Below are 18,254 nucleotides of genomic sequence, written 5' to 3' on the forward strand. Positions count from 1 at the left end.
CGGATAACGATCACCGCGAATGGCATCAAAGGTCAATGTTGCTTGGGTGCTCGGTGTCTGGTTCCTCCGCAACGCGGACGTGTCCTCAGCCGTCACCCCGCCTCAAGAAACCTCAGAAGCCGTCCTTCGCTCAGGCGCAGGTCGGCCCTGTCGTACCCCTCAACATGCAAAGGTTCTTGGCCGGCGCGATCAATCACTGCCGGATGAATGTAGCTGTTTCGCGCAATCGTCGCGGTATTGCTCAACTCGGCCGCCGCCGCTTCGGCCATGGCCTTGATCGTGGCCGCGCCCTTCTCCGCCACCTCAAAGGCCGCCAGCGTGCCTTTCCACGTCCGGAACGTCTTGGCGGTCACGTCGTCGGTCCCCGCCGCCTCGGCGATGTAGGTGTTCAACGCTGAAGACGAGAGCGTGTGAACGTCACCTTCCTCGTCCATCCAGGTCAGTATTTCCGCTCCCGGCAGGTCGCTGATCTTCTCGAGGATCGTCGCAAGCCGCTTGTCCGTAATCCCCTTGCGCACCGTCTTGCCGCCCTTCGCGGTGTAGCGCATCTCGATCCGGTTATCGTCAAGGCTCAGGTGCTTGCGCCGCAGGGTCAGCGCGCCATAGCTGCCGTTTTCCTCGGTATAATCCGGGTTGCCCACCCGGATCGCCGTGCGGTCAATGAGCGCCACGGCGCTCGCCAGGGCAAAGGCCCGCTCGCCCACGTCCTCTTTCAAATCGCGCCGCACCCGGCGCCGGATACGCGGCAGTACCTCGCCGAACTGCACCAGGCGGTCGAACTTCGTCTGCGCGCGGACCTCGGCCCAGTCCGGGTGATAGCGGTACTGCTTGCGCTGCCGCGTATCCAGACCAGTCGCCTGCAGATGGCCGTTCGGCAATGGACACATCCAGACCTTCTCGTAAGCTGGAGGCACCGCCAGGGCTTCTAGCCGCTGACGCTCCGCCCCGCGCGCGATGGTCGTGCCGTCAGGCGCGATATAGGTAAAGCCGCGCCCGCGCCGCCGCCGGGTGATCCCCGGCTGATCGTCGGTCACATAGACCAGATCGGTCGCGGCGATTGGCGTCATGCCTTGCGCACCTCCGAGGCGAGCTTGAGCACGCTGTCGCCGTCTTCCTGCTCGATGTAGAGCCCCGGGTCATCCTTTGACCCGTTGCGCGTCACCTCAGAGCCCTTGATGGTCCGGGTGGTCTTTTCCGCGAAGGTGGATTGCACGAGGCCCGTCGCGGTGCCGTCGCCCCAGTCCCATTCCACCTTGTCGCCTTCGGATATGTCTGCCATGTGTGATGTCCTTGCACAGATTCAGACAGACAACCGTTCCGGGGATCGCTTGGTTCCCGTCAAACCCGCCAGCGCAGCACCCGCCGCTCTACCGCGCCGATCCCCGTGGATACGATGACGCCCAGAACCGACAGGATCACCACGCCCGCAAAGAGCCGCTCCAGATCGTAAAGGCTGCCCGCCTGAAGGATGTACGCCCCGATGCCGTATTCCGCGCCCAGCATTTCCGCGGCGACCAGCAGGATGATAGCGATGGTCAGCGAAATGCGCAGGCCGGAAAGAATCCCTGGCATGGCACCGGGCAGCACGATCTTTCCCACGATAGAGCGCCAGCTTAGCCCGAAGCTCTGCCCCATGCGAATGAGCGTGCGGTCCACGTTGTCCACCGCGCCATAGGTGGCAACGACCGTGGGGGTGAAGGTGCCGAAGGCGATCAGCGCGTATTTGCTGGCCTCGTCGATGCCGAACCAGATGACGAAGAGGGGCAGCAACGCGATCTTGGGAATGGGGAATATCGCGGCGACCAGCGGGACAAGTCCCGCGCGGACGAGGGAGAAAAGGCCGATCAGCACGCCCAGCGAAATCCCGAGCGTCGCCCCTATGGCCGCCCCCACGACAAGGCGCGTCAGCGACGGGATCAGGTGCTTGAAGAGCAGCCCGGAGTTGTAAAGCTCCACGAATGTATAGGCCACGTCGCTGGGCCGCGGCAGCGTCAGTTGCGAGATGAATCCCGTCCGTGTCCCCCATTCCGCCAGCAGGATCAGCACGACAAACACGATCAGCCCGACCCCCCGCCTGCGTTGCGGCGTGAAGCCGCCGCCACGAAACCTGACCTCCTGCGCGCCCTCAGACATGGATCAGCTCCGCATCCGCCGCTGCCGCTTCCTCGCGCATCAGCCCCCAGAGGTGCTGCTGCTGTTCCTCCAGTGCCGCGTCGCCGTACTGGCGCTCGGCCAGCGGCGTGTCGATCTCCACGATCTCGCGGGTCTGCCCCGGAAGACGCGACAGCACCACGATCCGGTGGCCCAGCCGTACCGCTTCGGCGAGGTTGTGGGTGACGTAGACGGCGGTGAAGGGCTGGCGGGTCCAGAGACTGACCAGATCGTCCATGAGCAGTTCCCGCGTCTGCGCATCCAGCGCCGAAAGCGGCTCGTCCATCAGCATCACGGCGGGGTTCACGGCCAGCGCCCGCGCGATGGCGACGCGCTGCTTCATCCCGCCGGAGAGTTGCTTGGGCAAAGCATCCGCGAAATCCGACAGCTTCGTGCGCGAGAGGACATCGGCGATGATGTCCTTTGTTTCAGCGCCGGAAAGCCGATGATCCTCCAGCACCAGCGAAACATTCCCACGCACCGTCCGCCACGGGAGCAGCGCGAAGTCCTGAAAGATATAGGTCAGCGGATTGAGACAGCCTTCGGGTGGTGCGCCCAGTTGCAGCACCTTGCCCTTTGTCGGCTGTTCCAGACCGCCCAACAGGCGCAGCAGGGTAGACTTGCCGCAGCCCGAGGGGCCGACAATGCAAACGATCCGCCCCGAAGGGACATCGAGGGTGATGTCCCGCAGCACCTCGGTCGGGCCGTAGTGGTGGTGAATGTTCTGGGCTGAGAGGTCCAAGGGAATATCTCGTCTTGCGCTGAGGGCATCGCCCTCCCTGGAGGGCGTTTGGTACACTGCCGGTCAGAACCACGCACTCCAAAACTGAAACGGAGGTGCGGGAGGTAAGGTCAAAATCGCCCTCCTGTGGGAGGGAGGGCGATGCCCGGCGTACCGCCGGGCAAGACAGTTGAAAGGTGCGCGCTACGCCCCCATCGTCTCCACGTAAGACGTATCGATCAGCGTATCGAGCGTGATGCCCGCATCGACCAGCCCCTCCGACTGGAACCACTCAAGCTGATCGCGAACGCTCGCTACGTTCAGCGCCGCGCCCTCGTTCAGCCGCATCGTCCCGTTGATAATCGACGGCGCCGCCTTGTCCAGCGGCCGGTCGGTGTAGACGTACTTGTGAATAAGCTCGACCATCGCGTTGACACCATCCTCGCCCCCGTCCTTGGCGATCATCGCCGCGTTGTAATCCGCAACCCCCTTGGAAAACCCGCCCAGAAAGCTCTGCGTCAGTTCCCGCTCGTCGCTCGCGTTCTTGGCCGAGGTAAAGACCGTCGTGACCTGATAATCCTTCACGTAGTCCGACACGTTGCCGACGATATGCACGGCACCCGACCCCGCCAGCGGCTTGGCGATATGCGGCACGATGGACCAGGCGTCGATTTGGCCCGACTTGAGCGCACCGATGATCGCGCCGACCTTCTGTAACGGCTTGTAGGACAACTCGATCCCCTCGGCTGCAGCCATCTTCGATCCCATGTAATGGAACGAAGACCCCGCCTGCGTCACACCCCATGACTTGCCGCCCAGCTTGCCGGGCGCGTCGATGCCCGCCTTGAAGGCCGCGTCCGATACAAGGATCTTCTGCCCGTCGATCCCTTCCTCCTCCTGCAACGCCCCTCCGATCACCTTGATCGCGCCCTTGTCGGCAAGCGACACGAGGCCCCCGGAAATCGCGGTCACCGCATAATCCACGTCTCCGCTCGCAATCGCCACGGCCATCGGCTGCGCGGCTTCGAAGAACCGCAGTTCCACGTCGAGCCCCGCATCGGCGAAATAGCCCCGCTCGTAGGCGACAAAGCTGCCTGCGTGGCTGGTAAAGCGTAGCGCGCCCACGACGATCTTGCGGTTCTGCGCCAGTGCCGGGGCGGCAAGGCCCACGGCGGTTGCGGCGGTCATGGTGGCAAGCGCCTGACGGCGGTTGAAAGTGGTCATGGTATCCTCCCTTATGTTTTGGCAAAGGATGGGCGGGGGGCGGGCAGGCTGTCAAGCGCGCACTGGCTTTTGCCGCCTGCCTATGGCACGGAAAGCCATGAAGTTTTTCTCCTCCAGATCGCGTCCCGTGCACCTTGGCGGCTACCCGCTGGAACGCCTGGCCCGCCTGCGCGCGCCGCTGGCGGAGTTTCCCGACATCCCCTTCCCCGAGGTGTCCTTTTCCCGGCCCGAGCACCCGGAAAGCATCGTCAACGCGATGGGGCCTTTTCAGGCGATGATGGACGTGCTGCGCACCGGTCCCGTCAACCCGGTGCGCGCGATCATCCCAGAAGACCCGGCAGATCGCGCTAACCACCTCAAGGCCTTCGGCTATTACAACGACGCCTCGATGATGGGCATCTGCGCCCTCCCCGACGCAGCCCGCCTCGACAAGCCGCGCCAGAGCCCCGGCACCGGGGCATTGGCGCGCGACCTGCGCGAACGGCAGACCAAGACGCTGGCGGCAGGCGTCGACGTCATTATGGCCAACCTGCGTGACGCGGCCAGCGCGCCCGCAACACCCCTGCCTGCGCATACCCATGCCCTCGTGATCCTGAACGCCTACCCCCGCGACCCCCGCCCCGATGAGCCGGGCAGCGACTGGATCATCGACGCGCAGGCCCAGCGCGCCGCCCTGCGCGCAACCGAGAACGCGACGGTGCTGGCCGAGTACATTCGCCAGCTGGGCTTCGACGCGCGCGTGCATTCGGCGACGACATCCGATCTGAACCCGGGCCTTTGCGCGCTGGCGGCAGGCCTGACGGTCTGGGAAGGGGACGCGCTCAAGGCCCCGTGGATCGGCGAACGCTTTGGCCTTGCCGTGGTCAGTACCGACATGGACCTTGCCCCGGACCTGCCGCTTTCGCCCTTGGCCGAACAGCCCGTCTCGGTGATCGGCGGCCTCGCATGGCAATTGGGCACCCACGGCGGTCTCAGCGACCGCACGCAAGACCCCTTCGCCCGGCGCGATTTCGCGGCAGGCCCGCATCCGTTTGAACGGCTCAAACGCATCGACAAACCCACCACCTATATCGATGCCCCCAACGTCCCGCGCATCCCCAAGCGCACAGACATGTTTGCACGCGGCCAGTTCGGCGACATGGGACCCAAAGTGCAGGACGCCATGAAAGGCGGCCACCACGTCATCAAGTCCGCCCCCTCAGCCGCCCAGCGCCGCCTGCTCGGCGCGCTCATCCTGCTGCAGGATGGCGACATCACGTCGGACCCAACCGAAACCGACCCCGCGCGCAATGCAACCAACCTGAAGGCCGCCAGCTACTTCCTCGGCATCGACGCGGCGGGGCTCTCGGCCTGCCCGGACTGGACATGGTACAGCCACGACGCCACCGGCACCCCCATCGACCCGCCCCACGATCAGGCGCTCAGCATGATCGTCGATCAGGGCTTCGAGACGATGGAGGGTGCCTCGGGCGACGACTGGATCAGCGTCAGCCAGTCCATGCGCGCCTACCTCCGCTTTGCCGTCCTCGGCGGCGCGATCGCGCAGCACCTGCGCAACCTCGGATATCCGGCCAAGGCGCATACGGTGATGGACGGCGACGTGCTGCAACCGCCGCTGTTGCTGCTCTCCGGCCTCGGCGAAGTCAGCCGCATCGGAGAGGTCATCCTGAACCCCTTCCTTGGGCCACGTCTGAAATCCGGCGTCGTCACCACCACGATGCCCGTTACCCACGACAGGCCCATCGACTTCGGCCTGCAAGCCTTTTGCGAAGCCTGCAACAAATGCGCCCGCGAATGCCCCTCGGGGGCGATAACCGCCGGGCCCAAGCGCATGTTCAACGGCTACGAAATCTGGAAATCCGACAGCCAGAAATGCGCCACCTACCGCATCACCAACCAGGGCGGCGCCATGTGCGGGCGCTGCATGAAAACCTGCCCTTGGAACCTCGAAGGCCTCTTTGCCGAGACGCCATTCAGATGGATCGCGTCCAACCTACCCGCTGCAGCGCCTCTGCTGGCCAAGCTAGACGACAAGGTCGGCAAAGGCGGCCTGAACCCGGTCAAGAAATGGTGGTGGGACATCGAGCGCAAGCCCGACGGTGGCTATGGCATTCCCGCTGCGCCAGTGAACGCCCGCGACCTGCAAACCGACCTCGACCTCAAGTTCGAGGACCAGACCCTTGCCGTCTACCCCGCGCCCCTCGCCCCGCACCCCTGGCCCTACCCCGACCCGATGAACCGCGAGGCCGGGATCAAGGCGCACGCCGACCTTGTCTCGGCTGACGAACACCGCGCCAGGACCGCGCGCGGCGAAACCGATCACCTGCACCTCTACAGGCGCGACCGCGACGCTGACGCTCCTGTGCTCGACCTCCGCATCACCCGCGCCGAGAAACTCACAGATCACGTCACCCTCTACGACTTCCAGCACCCGCAGGGCCACGACCTGCCCGAATGGACCGCGGGCGCGCACCTCGACATCGTCGTCGCCCCCGAATTCCTGCGCCCCTACTCCCTGATGGGCGACCCTGCCGACCGCAGCCGCTACACCATCGCCGTCCTGCGCGAGGATGCGGGCCGCGGCGGTTCGGCGCTGCTGCACCGCGTCTTTACAAAGGGCCGGCGCGTCTTCGTCTCCAAACCCATGAACCACTTCGATCTTGCCGAAGATGCCCCTCATTCGCTGCTGATGGGCGGCGGTATAGGTGTCACCCCGATGATCGCCTTCGCCCACCGCCTCCACGCCTTGGGCAAACCCTTCGCCCTGCACTACTCCAGCAGCAAACGCGACAACGCAGCTTTCGCGGACCTGCTGCAAGAGATGCCCTGGTCCGGCCGCGTGCATCTGCACATTTCCAACGAAGGCACCCGCGCCGACCTCCCCGCCATCATGTCCGCATTGCCCAAAGGAACCCACGTTTACACCTGCGGCCCGGACGCGTACATGCAGGCCGTCATGGACCACGCCACCGCCGCACATATTCCCTCAGAGGCCCGCCACCTCGAGTACTTCAGCACGCCCGAAGTGCCGGACTACGTGAACCACCCCTTCACCCTGCGCCTCCGCTCAGGCCGCGAGATACCCGTGCGCGCCGACGAGACCGCCTCCGACGCCCTCATCGCCGCTGGCATCCATGTCGACATCAAATGCAGCGACGGCATCTGCGGCGTCTGCAAATGCGGCGTGATCGCTGGAGAGGTCGAGCACCGCGACTTCGTCCTCTCCGCCCAGCAGCGCGAGACCGCGATGATCCTCTGCCAGAGCCGCGCGGCACAGGCAGGCGGGATACTGGAGATCGACCTCTGAAAACCACCCTCGGACCATACCGACCGGCCAGAACCCCGCCACCCTGAAAACCAGACGCAGCGCCCTTTGCGAGACAGGGCACTGTGCGCGACCCCCCGCTTCATCTTTCCCCTACAACTCAATTCCACGCTTTCCCCCCGCGCCGCGCCCCGGTATGAGAGCGCCAAAGGAGACGCTGCCCATGACCTTTGACCGCTCGATCAAGATAGCCCCCTCCATCCTCGCCGCCGATTTCGCCAACTTCGGCGCGGAATGCGCAGCCGTCGAGGCACAGGGTGCCGACTGGGTGCATGTCGACGTGATGGATGGCCATTTCGTGCCCAACATCACCTTCGGCCCCGCCATGTGCGCGGCGATCCGGCCCCATATCAAGGGTGTTATGGACGTCCACCTGATGATCTCACCGGTGGACCCCTACATCGAGGATTTCGCCAAGGCCGGTGCCGACGTGATAACCGCCCATGTGGAGGCAGGCCCACATATCCACCGCACCCTGCAGGCGATCCGCGCCAGCGGTGCCAAGGCAGGCGTGGCGCTAAACCCCGGCACCCCGGCAGAAGCGGTGGCGCATCTGCTGGACCTCACGGACCTCATCTGCGTGATGACCGTGAACCCCGGCTTCGGCGGGCAGAAGTTCATCGACATGTCGGACAAGATCAGAACCCTGCGCGCGATGATCGGCGATCGCCCGGTCCACATCGAAATCGACGGCGGCGTCGATCCCAAGACCGCACCCATCGTCGCACAGGCGGGTGCGGACGTGCTGGTGGCCGGATCAGCGGTGTTCAAGGGCGGATCGGTCAGCGATCCGGCACCCTACGGCGCCAACATCCGCGAAATCAGAGCGGCGGCGGAAGGCGTCTACGCCTGATCGAGAAACGCGGGGGCATCCCTCCGCGAAGAGCGCTCGCAGGGCAGCGATGAGCGCCCGGATCAGCCCAACCGATCCGCGAAAGCATCCAGCAGCTTGTGCTTCAGCAGCTTTCCGGTCGGTGCCGCCGGCAATTCCGTCGCGATGATGATCTGGCTTGGCCGCTTGTAGCCCGCCAGCCGCTCCTTCACGAAGGCGCGCAAGTCTTCCGCCTCCAGCGTGTCACCTTCCGCGATCTGGACAAAGGCCAGCACCTCCTCATCCCCGGACTTGGCCCGACCGATCACCGCCGACTGGATCACCTGCGGGTGATCGTTGATTGCCGCCTCCACTTCTGGGGGATAAACGTTGAAACCGCCGTGGATAATCAGCTCTTTCGAGCGACCCAGGATGTGCAGATGCCCCTTCTCGTCGATCTTGCCCAGATCGCCTGTGTGCAACCAGCCATCTTCATCCAGCGCCTTCGACGTCTCGGCAGGGTTCCGGTAATACCCCCGCATCACATGCGGCCCCCGCACCAGCACCTCTCCTTCGCCTGCCCCGTTGCCGCCCGGCGCCTGATCGTCGATCCGCACCTCGGTGCCCGGTGTCTTCGGCCCGCAGGAAATATCCGGCGACCCCAGCGGGTTCTGCGTGGCCGACGCCCCAGACGTCGTCTCGGTCATGCCATAGCCGTTCTGCAAAGGCAGGCCATAAAAGGCCTCCGCCTTGCGCTTCCACGCAGGGTCCAGCGGGGCGCCGCCCGATGAGACATACCGCAGGCACGGAGAGTTCAGCTTCGCCAGCCCCTGCTCCTTGGTGTACTGCATCACCAGCGCATGCATCTGCGGCACGGCGGGCAGGACGGTGACATCCTCCATCACGGCGTCATAGAGCTTGGCCGCCGAGAACCGCGCCTCCTGCCGTACGGTCGCGCCGGCGTAGCAAACGGCAGTCACAACCGACACCAGCCCGAACACATGCGTGAGCGGCAGCACGCCATAGATCACGTCCTCGGGTGTCATCTTGCGCAGGTTGGCCGAGGCGATCCCGCCAAAGCGCATATTCTCATGGGTCAGCATGACGCCCTTCGGGTCGCCCGTGGTCCCGGTGGTATAAAGAAGGACGGCGACGTCGCTCAGATCAGTGTCGGGGTTGGAGGCGCGCACCGCCATGTGCATCGTCCCGAAATCGCCGGTGATCTCCGCGGCCCCCATGCGCTCCGCATGTGCGGTTGCATCCGAGGAAACAGCCGTCGTCATCAGCACGACAGCCGGAGTGGCATGGTTCACGATCCGCTCGATCTCTCCCCCGGTCTGCCGCGCGTTGACGGGGATCGCCACGGCATCGAGCTTCCAGCTTGCAAAGAGCACCGCGATCGCCGAAGCGCAGTTCTCCGACAGCATCAGCACCCGGTCGTTGGCCCGCACGCCCGCATCCTTCAGCACGGCCGCCAGCGCGTCGCTCGCGCGGTCAAGGTCGGCATAGCTCCAGCGCGTGCCGATGCTGTCGGCAAAGGCCAGCGCGTCGAGCCGCGTCTGAACTTGATGGGCAAGGAAATCTTCTACCCGTGCCATGGTTGAACACCCTTTGTCTGCAATGTTTCAGCGGTAAGACGGCTTGCGTTTTTCAAGAAAGGCCGCGATCCCCTCGGCGGCCTCGTCCCGACCCGAAGCCGCAGCCATCGCATTGCGCTCCGCATCGAGTTGATCGGCCTCCGAAGCCTCGAACGCGTCAGCCACCAGCCCCCGGATCACCCCCTGCGCCTGTCGCGGCCCATCGGCAATCGCATCCGTCAGCGCCATGGCTTCCTCCATCGCCTTGCCCGGCGCGGCAAGCCGGTTGACCGCCCCCAGATCGGCAAAGCGTCCCGCCATGACCGGACGGCCCAAAAGGCACATCTCCATCGCCAGTGGGCGCGGGATCAGCCGCGCCATGGCCGAGGTCAGCCCGCCATCGGGCACCAGCCCCGCCTTGACGTAGGCTGCCGTGAACTTCGCATCCTTGGCCGCGACGATCAGATCGCAGGCCAGCGCGAGGCTCAGCCCCGCCCCCGCTGCACCGCCTTCGACGGCGGCTATCACCGGCACCGGGCAGGCACGGATCGCGCGCACCAGATCGTGCAATTCATCCACCTTTCCGCGCCGCGCCTCTTCGGAAATCTTGCGCCGCTCGATGATCGTGTTGAGGTTCCCGCCCGCGCAGAAGAACGGCCCGTCGGCGGTCAGGATCACCGCGCGGATGCGCGGCTCCGCCGCCTTCTCCATCGCCTCGGCAATACAGGCATAAAGCTCCGGCGACAGCGCTCCACGCTTCTTGGTATTCCCGTTCCAGACAATCAGCCGGTCGCCTGCGTCTTCAAGCCTTGCACTCATGTCAGCTTCTCCTGCGGCACCCGCTTGAATACCCCCGTCGAGGTCGCGATCACCGTGCCGTCCTCATGCTCCAGCACCCCGTCGATATAGAGGATACTGCGCCCCCCGCCCTTGACCGTGCCCTTGGCCCAGACGCGCCCCGGACGCCCCGGTGCAATGAAATGCGTGGTCATCGACACGGTCAGAAACGGCGCCCTGCCGCTGGGGTCCACGGTCAGCGACCCGGTGCAGCCACAGGCGTTGTCGAGCATGCAGGTCGCAATGCCACCGTGCAGCACGTTGTGCCGGTTGGTGTGCTGCGGCCCCACGTCCAGAAAGCAGCGCCCATGCACCCCGTCGGAGATGTCAACGACGTATCCAATCAGGGTCTGGGTGCCGGTCTCGTCCCGGATGAGGTATTGCTCATCCGGCTGCGGCCTTGGATGCGCGGGCTTGGTCATGCGGCGGCAAGGGCGATGAAGCGCTCGAGGTGATGGTCCGTGTCGCCAAAACGGTGGTCGGCCATGACTATCCGCTTGGCGATATGCGCCAGCTCGTATTCCTTGGTCATGGCAATCCCGCCATGCAACTGGATGCTGTCCTCGGCCACCAGACGCCCCGCGCGGCCCATCAGGTTCTTGGCCGCCGACACGTTGCTTTCGCGCGCCTTGCGGTCTGCCTCAAGATGTCCCGCCGCGTTGATCACGGCTGACCGCGCCTGCTCCATCTCGATCAGCAGGTCCGACATGCGGAAGGCCAGCGCCTGGAAGGTGCCGATGGGCCGCCCGAACTGCTTGCGCGTCATCAGGTAGTCCTTGGTGAGCTTGGTTGCGGTCTCCATGGCACCCAGCGTCTCTGCCACCTGCGCGACATTGGCTGCCGCGATGCGCTTTTCGATCGCCGGGAATGCCTCGCCCGCGTTGCCCAGCCGGGCCGAGGACGGCACGCGCACGTCGTCCAGCATGACCTCCGCCGCACGCCCACCGGCCAGCAGCGCATAGCCCTGAATGGTCACGCCCTTGGTGTCGGCAGGCACGAGAAACAGCGAAATGCCAGCATCATCGCCCGGCGCACCGCTTTCACGCGCCGAGATCACCAGATGATCCGCCGCCTCGGCGTTCACAACCACGGCCTTGTGACCGTTGATCACGATGTCATCGCCATCCACCTTAGCCGAGGTCTGCACGCGGTTCAGATCATAGCGGCTGGTCGGCTCGCCATGGGCAAAGGCCATCTGGCAGGCCCCGCCGATGATCTCCTCGACCAGCGCCTTCTGTTCATCGTTGCCAAGGTCAGCCACAAGCCCCCCCGCCAGCACGGCGGTATCGAGGAACGGCTCGACCACACCTGCGCGGCCCAGTTCCTCGAATACGACGGCAATGTCGAAACCCTTGCCCCCGAAACCGCCCTGCTCCTCGGTAAAGAGCGCGCCGATGACGCCAAGCTCGGCCAGTTCCGTCCAGATTTCTTCGGACATGCCCGAAGGGCTGTCGATGATCTTGTTCCGCGTCGCGGTGTCGTATTTTTCACGCAGGAAACGGCGCAGCGTGTCCTGCAGCATCTGGCGTTCTTCTGTCAGATCGAAATTCATGTCTTACGCTCCCCCACTCATGGTGACCTTGGCGATGATCCCCTTCTGGATCTCGTTGGACCCGCCAAAGATCGACAGCTTGCGGTTGTTGAAATACTTCGCCGCCACCGGTCCCGCGCCCAGCGGATCGGGCAGTCCGGCGTTGGAGCCTTCGACCGCCTCGGACGCAAACGGCATGGCATAGGTCCCGACCGCGCGGCGCGCAAGATCGTTGATCTCCTGCCGGATCTCGGTCCCCTTCACCTTGAGCATCGACGCCTCGACCCCCGGTGCCTCGCCTGCGGCGGCCTTGGAGATGATGCGCATGTTGGTCGTCGCCATCGCCTTCAGGTCAATCTCGACCTGCGCCAATCGCGCTGCAAAATGCGGGTTCTGAATGAGCGGCTTGCCGCCCGCCATCTCGGCTCTGGCCAGCCGCTTGACCGTATCAAGACCGGCCTGGGAAAAGCCAACGCCCGCGATGTTCGTCCGCTCATGGGTCAGCAGATATTTGGCATAGGTCCAGCCCTTGTTCTCTTCCCCCACAAGGTTCTCGACCGGCACCTCGACGTTGTCGAACCAGACCTCGTTCACCTCGTGCACGCCATCCAGCAGGATGATCGGACGCACCTCGATACCCGGCGTGTTCATGTCGATCAGCAGGAACGAAATCCCCTCCTGCTGCTTGGCTTCCTTGTCGGTGCGCACAAGGCAGAAAATCATGTTGGCGTGCTGGCCAAGCGTGGTCCAGGTCTTCTGCCCATTCACGATGTAATGGGTCCCCGCCTCGTTCTTGACGGCGGTGGTCTTGAGCGAGGCAAGGTCGGAACCCGCTCCGGGCTCCGAATAGCCCTGGCACCACCAGTCATCCCCGTTCAGCATACGCGGCAGCCAATAGTCCTGCTGCTCTTTGGAACCGAACTTCTGCAGCACCGGGGCCAGCATGGAGAAACCAAAGGGCACGATACGCGGCGCATTTGCGGCGGCGGCTTCTTCTTCGAAGATATGCCGCTGCACCGCGTTCCACTCGGCCCCGCCGAACTTCTTGGGCCAGTTGGGGGCAAGCCACCCCTGCTCGTTCAGGATCGCATGCCAGCGTTCCATGTCTTCCTTGGTCAAGTCGTCACCATCGGTGCCCGCAACCTTGTCGGAAAGCTCCTTGGGCAGTTTTTCCTTGAGGAAGCTGCGCACTTCCTCGCGGAAGGCCTTTTCTTCATCGGTATAGCTCAGGTCCATCTTGTCGCTCCCAAATTCCTCAGTAAATCTCGAATAGTCCGGCGGCACCCATGCCGCCCCCGACACACATAGTCACCACGCCCAGCTTGGCACCGCGACGTTTCCCCTCATAGAGGATGTGGCCGGTCAGCCGCGCGCCAGTCATCCCGAACGGGTGGCCAATGGCGATGGAGCCGCCGTTGACATTGTACTTCTCCGGATCGATGCCAAGCTTGTCCCGGCAGTAGAGGCACTGCGAGGCGAAAGCCTCGTTCAGTTCCCAGATGTCGATATCGTCGACCTTCAGCCCGTGACGTTCCAAGAGGCGCGGCACGGCGAAGACCGGGCCGATGCCCATCTCGTCCGGCTCGCAACCCGCGACGGCGAAGCCCTTGAAGGCCCCGAGCGGCTCAAGCCCCCGCTTCTCGGCCTCCTTGCTGTCCATCACAACGACAGCCGCCGCGCCGTCGGACAGCTGGCTTGCGTTGCCCGCCGTCACATGCCCACCCTCACGCACCGGCTGAAGGCCCAAAAGGCCCTCAAGTGTGGTGCCGGGGCGGTTGCATTCGTCCCGGTCAACCGTCACCTCGTGCTGCGTGATCTCGCCCGTCTCCTTGTTCTTCATCGCCATCGTGGTCGTCATCGGCACGATTTCATCGTCGAACTTTCCCGCCTGCTGTGCGGCGTGAATGCGCTGCTGGCTCATCAGGGCGAATTCGTCCTGGTATTCGCGGCTGAGGTTGTAGCGCTTGGCGACGATATCGGCGGTGTCTATCATCTCCATGTAGACCTCGGGCTTGTGTTCGTTCAGCCAGGGATCGCGCACCGCCTTCACGTTGGGCTGCACCATCGAGATGCTCTCGACCCCGCCCGCCACCATCGGCCCCGCGCCTTCCTGGCAGATCGCGTTTGCCGCCATGGCGACGGTCTGCAAACCGGAAGAGCAGAAGCGGTTCACCGTCACGCCCGAGGCGGTGATCCCCAGTCCCGCGCGCAAACCGATCTGCCGCGCGATGTTGGACCCGGTAGCGCCTTCGGGGAAACCGCAGCCCATCATGATGTCCTCGATCTCGCCGGGCTCCAGCCCCGCACGCTCGACGGCGTGCTTGGTCACATGACCGCCCAGCGTGGCCCCGTGGGTCATGTTGAACGATCCCCGGAAGGATTTCGCCAGCCCGGTACGGGTGGCAGAGACGATAACGGCTTGTTTCATGCGCTTGCTTCCTTGTTCAGATCGTCAAAGGTACGGCCCTCGGCCACGAGTTTTTCCAAGAGCGGCGCAGGCTGCCAGAACCACGCGTCTTCCTCGGCATAGCTTCTGATCCATTCGAGCACCTTAGGCAGCCCCTGGATATCGGCCCATTTCATCGGCCCGCCCCAGTAGCGCGGGAAACCGTAGCCGAAGAGCAGCACCATATCCACGTCGAGCGGGCGCTTGGCGATACCCTCGCCCACGACCTTGGCGGCCTCGTTCACCATGGCGCACATGTAGCGGCGGACGATCTCCTCGTCCGAAAAGTCGCGCGGAGTGATGCCCAGCTCTTCCTGCTCCGCCTTGATCAACTCGGGTATCTTGGGGTTCGGCGTCCCGCCCCGCTTTCCCTTTTCGTAGATGTAATACCCCTCGCCCGTCTTCTGCCCGAAATGCCCCTGTTCGCAGAGCCGGTCGATATAGGTCGGGATGCGCTCTTCCGGGTGCCGATGCGGCGCCTTGCGCTTGCGCGTGGCCCAGCCGATGTCGAGACCGGCAAGGTCGGACACCGCATGCGGCCCCATGGCCAGACCGAAATCCACTAGTGCGGAGTCGATCTGGAAGGGCGAGGCGCCGTCCAGCACCAGATGCCCCAGCGCATCGCGGTAATGCGCAAGGATACGGTTCCCGATAAACCCGTCACAAACGCCCGCGCGCACGCAAACCTTGCCCAGCGCCTTGCCGAGGGCAAAACCGGTGGCGGTGACGTCGGTGGCGGTTTTGTCTGCGACGACCACCTCAAGCAGCTTCATCACATGCGCGGGAGAAAAGAAGTGCAGGCCGATGACGTCCTCGGGGCGGCTCGTGCTTGCCGCGATTTCGTCGACGTCGAGGTAAGAGGTATTCGAGGCCAGCACGCAGCCCGGCTTGCAGACCGCATCGAGCTTGCCGAAGACCTCTTTCTTGACGCCCATGTCCTCGAACACCGCCTCAATTACCAGATCGACGTCCTTCAGACTGTCGTAATTCTGGCTCACCTCAAGGGCGACGCCCAGCAGCTTGTCGTATTTCTCCTGGCTGATCTTCCCGCGCTTCAGCGCGCCAGACAGATTGCCGGCGATCCGCTCCTTGGCCGCTGCGGCTGCGTCATCGCTCATTTCGATGAGCACCACGTTCATGCCTGCGAGCAGGCAGGCGGTGGCGATGCCCGCGCCCATGGTGCCGCCGCCGATTACCCCGATGGATTGCAGCGCACGCGGCTCTACGCCTTTCAACTCAGGCAAGTTGCTCACTGCCCGCTCGGAGAAAAACGCGTGGATCATCCCCTGACGCTGGTCGGTCTGCATGAGGTCCATGAACATCTTGCGTTCCGCCTTCAGACCTTCGTCAAAGGGCATCTCGGCGCTTGCCTGAACGGCGCGCACAGCCTGTGCCGGGCTGATCTGTCCACGGCCTTTCTTCAGCACCGCGTCATAGGTCGCATCCCAGTCGATGGGGTCCGGTCCCGGCAGTTCACTGACCGGTCGACGCTCTGCCCCTGTGTCGAGCAGGTCCTGCGCATAGGCAAGGCCCACCGCCTCGGGGTCACCCTCTGAGACCTTGTCGATGATGCCCAGTTCCAAGGCCGCGGCGGCCTTGATGTGACGGCCCGTGGTGATGACGTCGATGGCCTTCTCGGCCCCGGTCAGGCGTGGCAGGCGCTGCGTACCGCCCGCGCCCGGCAGCAGGCCGAGGTGTACCTCGGGCAGACCAACCCGCGCCGAGGGCTGCGCGACGCGGTAGTGCGCCGACAGCGCCACCTCCAGCCCGCCGCCGAGAGACACGCCATGCATGGAGGCCACGACGATCAGAGGCGAGGCTTCGATCCGGTTGCAGACATCGGGCAGCCAGGGCTCCTGCGGCGGCTTGCCGAATTCCTTGATGTCGGCCCCGGCGATAAAGGCACGGCCCTCTCCCACGATGACAACGGCTTTCACGCCCTCATCGGCCTCGGCCTGCATCAGCTTTTCCAGCAGACCCGCGCGCACCTCCTGGCTCAATGCATTGACCGGGGGGTTCTGCACCCGCAGCACGGCGATCTCTCCGTGACGGCTATAGGCTACCTTGTCGCTCATCGGTCTCTCCTTTGTTCTCTCAGCCCCGCCGCGCCAGCGCGGGGGGATGTCCTGTGCGTTTCTCCAGCGCGCGCACCGCGTCGCGCAGCGCGGGGCCGACCTCGGCCAGCATGCGGGTATCAGGCAGATCCTCGGGCAGCGCGCCACAGGTAAAGGCAACGGCCTCGCCGAATTCCTGCGCGTAGTAGGGCACGCTCACCGCGTTCACGGTACTGGCATAGCGGGTGTCCTGGGGCGCAATCGTAAATCCCTGCCCGATCAACTGGTCATACCCATCCTGACGGAAAGCCGCCATCTCAGCAGCGTTTTCGAACCCGAAGAACTTCTCATCCGACATCGTCGCCAGCACCGCCTGCCCCGAGGAGGAGCCGAACATCGGGATGCGGTGACCGGGTTCGAGCCAGATCGTCGCCACGCCCTGCGGCCGCCACGTCTTGGCCAGCAGCATCCGCTCCCCGTCGCGCACCGCGATCAGCGCCAGCGTCCCGGTCTGGTCCGCCAGCCGCTGCATCGTGTCCGAGACAAGCTCGACAAAACCGATGGAGATCGAGGCGACCGAACCCAGCGCGACAGCAGCGGGGCCCAATCGGAAACGCTCGTTGCGACCGGGGTGACTGAGATAGCCCAACTCGCACAGTGTATAGGTCAGCCGCGAGATGGTGGGCTTGGGCAACCCCGTGCGCTCCGCGATTTCCGCATGCGTCAGACCGTTGTCGCTGGCCCGAAAGGCCCGCAGAATGCCAAGGCCCCGTGCCAGCGTATTGGCGAATTTCCGGTCGGTGGCGTGGTCGTTCATTGCGGACCCCGGCAGCAGGACGCCGACGAAATGCTCACGGTACCGTTCAATGACACCTCGGCCTGTCGGCCAGCAGCCGCGCGCGCCCGCTTCATACCGCCGCCTCCCCCAGCAGTTGTTTCACATTGCAAAACGTCGTTCCGCATTTGACGCGAAGCTAGAATCTTGCGCGTCAAGGCGCAAGGCCATTTCTCGGCCGATGGCCTGCGCGGCGCTTGGCGAAACCCCTAGCCGTAGATGAAACAGCTGTTCGGCACCGCCCCTTCCGGCAATGCCTGTTCCTTGAGGTTCTCGAAATACATCCGGTCGCTCGCCACCATCAGCCCACCTTTGGCGAGCAGCGGCTCGACCAGCGGCGAAACGGCGCGGGCAAAGGCATCGTTCTTTTCCGGGTTATGCCCGCCCAGGTCCGCGTGGATCAGCACGGCGGTCCGCCCGAACCGCTCCAGCGCCTGCGGCAGCGTCTGGTGCACGTCCCCGAGAATCAGCATCTCATCGGGCGGTGTGCTGTCGGGGTGCGAGGCAACCGCGCGTTCGAACACGTAGATATCCCGCTCCGGCATGATCTCGCACATGTGATGATAGGTGCGCCCGTTGCCGAGCCCCAGTTCAAACACCGGCCCCTCAAGACCGGCCGTCAGCCGGGCAGCGTGGTCGAGGCAGGCCCGCTGCGAGGTCATGCGGTTGATGAATGCGTCCAGTCGGCTCATGTGTCGTTCCTTCTCATGCGCCGCGCAAATGACGCGACATTGCGGGGGCA

Annotated in this window: 16 protein-coding genes; 2 read left to right on the top strand and 14 right to left on the bottom strand. The window is 64.6% G+C overall.

The annotated features are described in order from the left end of the window. Positions 1-92: 92 nt before the first annotated feature. The 5 genes from AB2B41_RS18395 to AB2B41_RS18415 form a co-directional block, all read right to left on the bottom strand. A complete protein-coding gene (locus AB2B41_RS18395; protein ID WP_367879284.1) occupies positions 93-1,067 on the bottom strand; it encodes a DNA topoisomerase IB in 975 nt (324 codons plus the stop codon). Next, positions 1,064-1,279, bottom strand: coding sequence for a hypervirulence associated TUDOR domain-containing protein (locus AB2B41_RS18400; RefSeq protein WP_367879285.1), 216 nt, complete (start codon positions 1,277-1,279; stop codon positions 1,064-1,066). The genes AB2B41_RS18395 and AB2B41_RS18400 overlap by 4 nt, the downstream gene beginning before the upstream one ends. A gap of 59 nt (positions 1,280-1,338) precedes the next feature. Next, on the bottom strand, positions 1,339-2,133 hold the full coding sequence (locus tag AB2B41_RS18405) for an ABC transporter permease (RefSeq protein ID WP_367879286.1): 795 nt from the start codon (positions 2,131-2,133) through the stop codon (positions 1,339-1,341). After that, positions 2,126-2,893 (bottom strand): ABC transporter ATP-binding protein, encoded by a 768-nt coding sequence (locus AB2B41_RS18410; RefSeq protein ID WP_367879287.1) that lies wholly within the window; start codon positions 2,891-2,893, stop codon positions 2,126-2,128. The genes AB2B41_RS18405 and AB2B41_RS18410 overlap by 8 nt, the downstream gene beginning before the upstream one ends. Positions 2,894-3,076: 183 nt before the next feature. Next, the gene (locus AB2B41_RS18415) at positions 3,077-4,096 is read right to left on the bottom strand and encodes an ABC transporter substrate-binding protein (RefSeq protein WP_367879288.1); all 1,020 of its coding nucleotides are present in this window, start codon (positions 4,094-4,096) and stop codon (positions 3,077-3,079) included. 97 nt (positions 4,097-4,193) lie between these two features. Between AB2B41_RS18415 and AB2B41_RS18420 the strand changes: the two genes are divergently transcribed. Beyond that, positions 4,194-7,403, top strand: coding sequence for a 2Fe-2S iron-sulfur cluster-binding protein (locus tag AB2B41_RS18420; protein ID WP_367879289.1), 3,210 nt, complete (start codon positions 4,194-4,196; stop codon positions 7,401-7,403). Positions 7,404-7,584: 181 nt separating this feature from the next. Further along, positions 7,585-8,274, top strand: a complete 690-nt coding sequence (gene rpe, locus AB2B41_RS18425) for a ribulose-phosphate 3-epimerase (RefSeq protein WP_367879290.1) — start codon at positions 7,585-7,587, stop codon at positions 8,272-8,274. Between the two features lie 62 nt (positions 8,275-8,336). Here rpe and AB2B41_RS18430 read toward each other — a convergent pair whose 3' ends face one another. From AB2B41_RS18430 to AB2B41_RS18470, 9 genes are all read right to left on the bottom strand, one after another. After that, positions 8,337-9,830: a class I adenylate-forming enzyme family protein gene (locus tag AB2B41_RS18430; RefSeq protein WP_367879291.1), complete on the bottom strand. Its 1,494-nt coding sequence runs from the start codon at positions 9,828-9,830 to the stop codon at positions 8,337-8,339. Between the two features lie 27 nt (positions 9,831-9,857). After that, complete coding sequence (locus tag AB2B41_RS18435) at positions 9,858-10,628, bottom strand: oxepin-CoA hydrolase, alternative type (RefSeq protein WP_367879292.1); 771 nt, start codon at positions 10,626-10,628, stop codon at positions 9,858-9,860. Continuing rightward, positions 10,625-11,068 (bottom strand): PaaI family thioesterase, encoded by a 444-nt coding sequence (locus AB2B41_RS18440; RefSeq protein WP_367879293.1) that lies wholly within the window; start codon positions 11,066-11,068, stop codon positions 10,625-10,627. Before AB2B41_RS18440 ends, AB2B41_RS18435 begins: the two co-directional genes overlap by 4 nt. Beyond that, positions 11,065-12,198, bottom strand: a complete 1,134-nt coding sequence (locus AB2B41_RS18445) for an acyl-CoA dehydrogenase family protein (protein ID WP_367879294.1) — start codon at positions 12,196-12,198, stop codon at positions 11,065-11,067. The genes AB2B41_RS18440 and AB2B41_RS18445 overlap by 4 nt, the downstream gene beginning before the upstream one ends. Positions 12,199-12,201: 3 nt before the next feature. Next, positions 12,202-13,413, bottom strand: coding sequence for an acyl-CoA dehydrogenase family protein (locus tag AB2B41_RS18450; RefSeq protein WP_367879295.1), 1,212 nt, complete (start codon positions 13,411-13,413; stop codon positions 12,202-12,204). A 19-nt stretch (positions 13,414-13,432) separates the two neighbouring features. Beyond that, the gene (locus AB2B41_RS18455) at positions 13,433-14,605 is read right to left on the bottom strand and encodes an acetyl-CoA C-acyltransferase (RefSeq protein WP_367879296.1); all 1,173 of its coding nucleotides are present in this window, start codon (positions 14,603-14,605) and stop codon (positions 13,433-13,435) included. Further along, on the bottom strand, positions 14,602-16,698 hold the full coding sequence (locus AB2B41_RS18460) for a 3-hydroxyacyl-CoA dehydrogenase NAD-binding domain-containing protein (RefSeq protein WP_367879297.1): 2,097 nt from the start codon (positions 16,696-16,698) through the stop codon (positions 14,602-14,604). Before AB2B41_RS18460 ends, AB2B41_RS18455 begins: the two co-directional genes overlap by 4 nt. A gap of 19 nt (positions 16,699-16,717) precedes the next feature. Further along, positions 16,718-17,494 (bottom strand): IclR family transcriptional regulator, encoded by a 777-nt coding sequence (locus AB2B41_RS18465; RefSeq protein ID WP_367879298.1) that lies wholly within the window; start codon positions 17,492-17,494, stop codon positions 16,718-16,720. Between the two features lie 227 nt (positions 17,495-17,721). Then, entirely contained in the window at positions 17,722-18,204 is a 483-nt protein-coding gene (locus tag AB2B41_RS18470) for a class I SAM-dependent methyltransferase (protein ID WP_367879299.1), read from the bottom strand. Between the last annotated feature and the right edge of the window lie 50 nt (positions 18,205-18,254).

The sequence above is a fragment of the Sulfitobacter sediminis genome (assembly GCF_040811725.1).
Classification (GTDB): Bacteria; Pseudomonadota; Alphaproteobacteria; order Rhodobacterales; family Rhodobacteraceae; genus Sulfitobacter; species Sulfitobacter sediminis.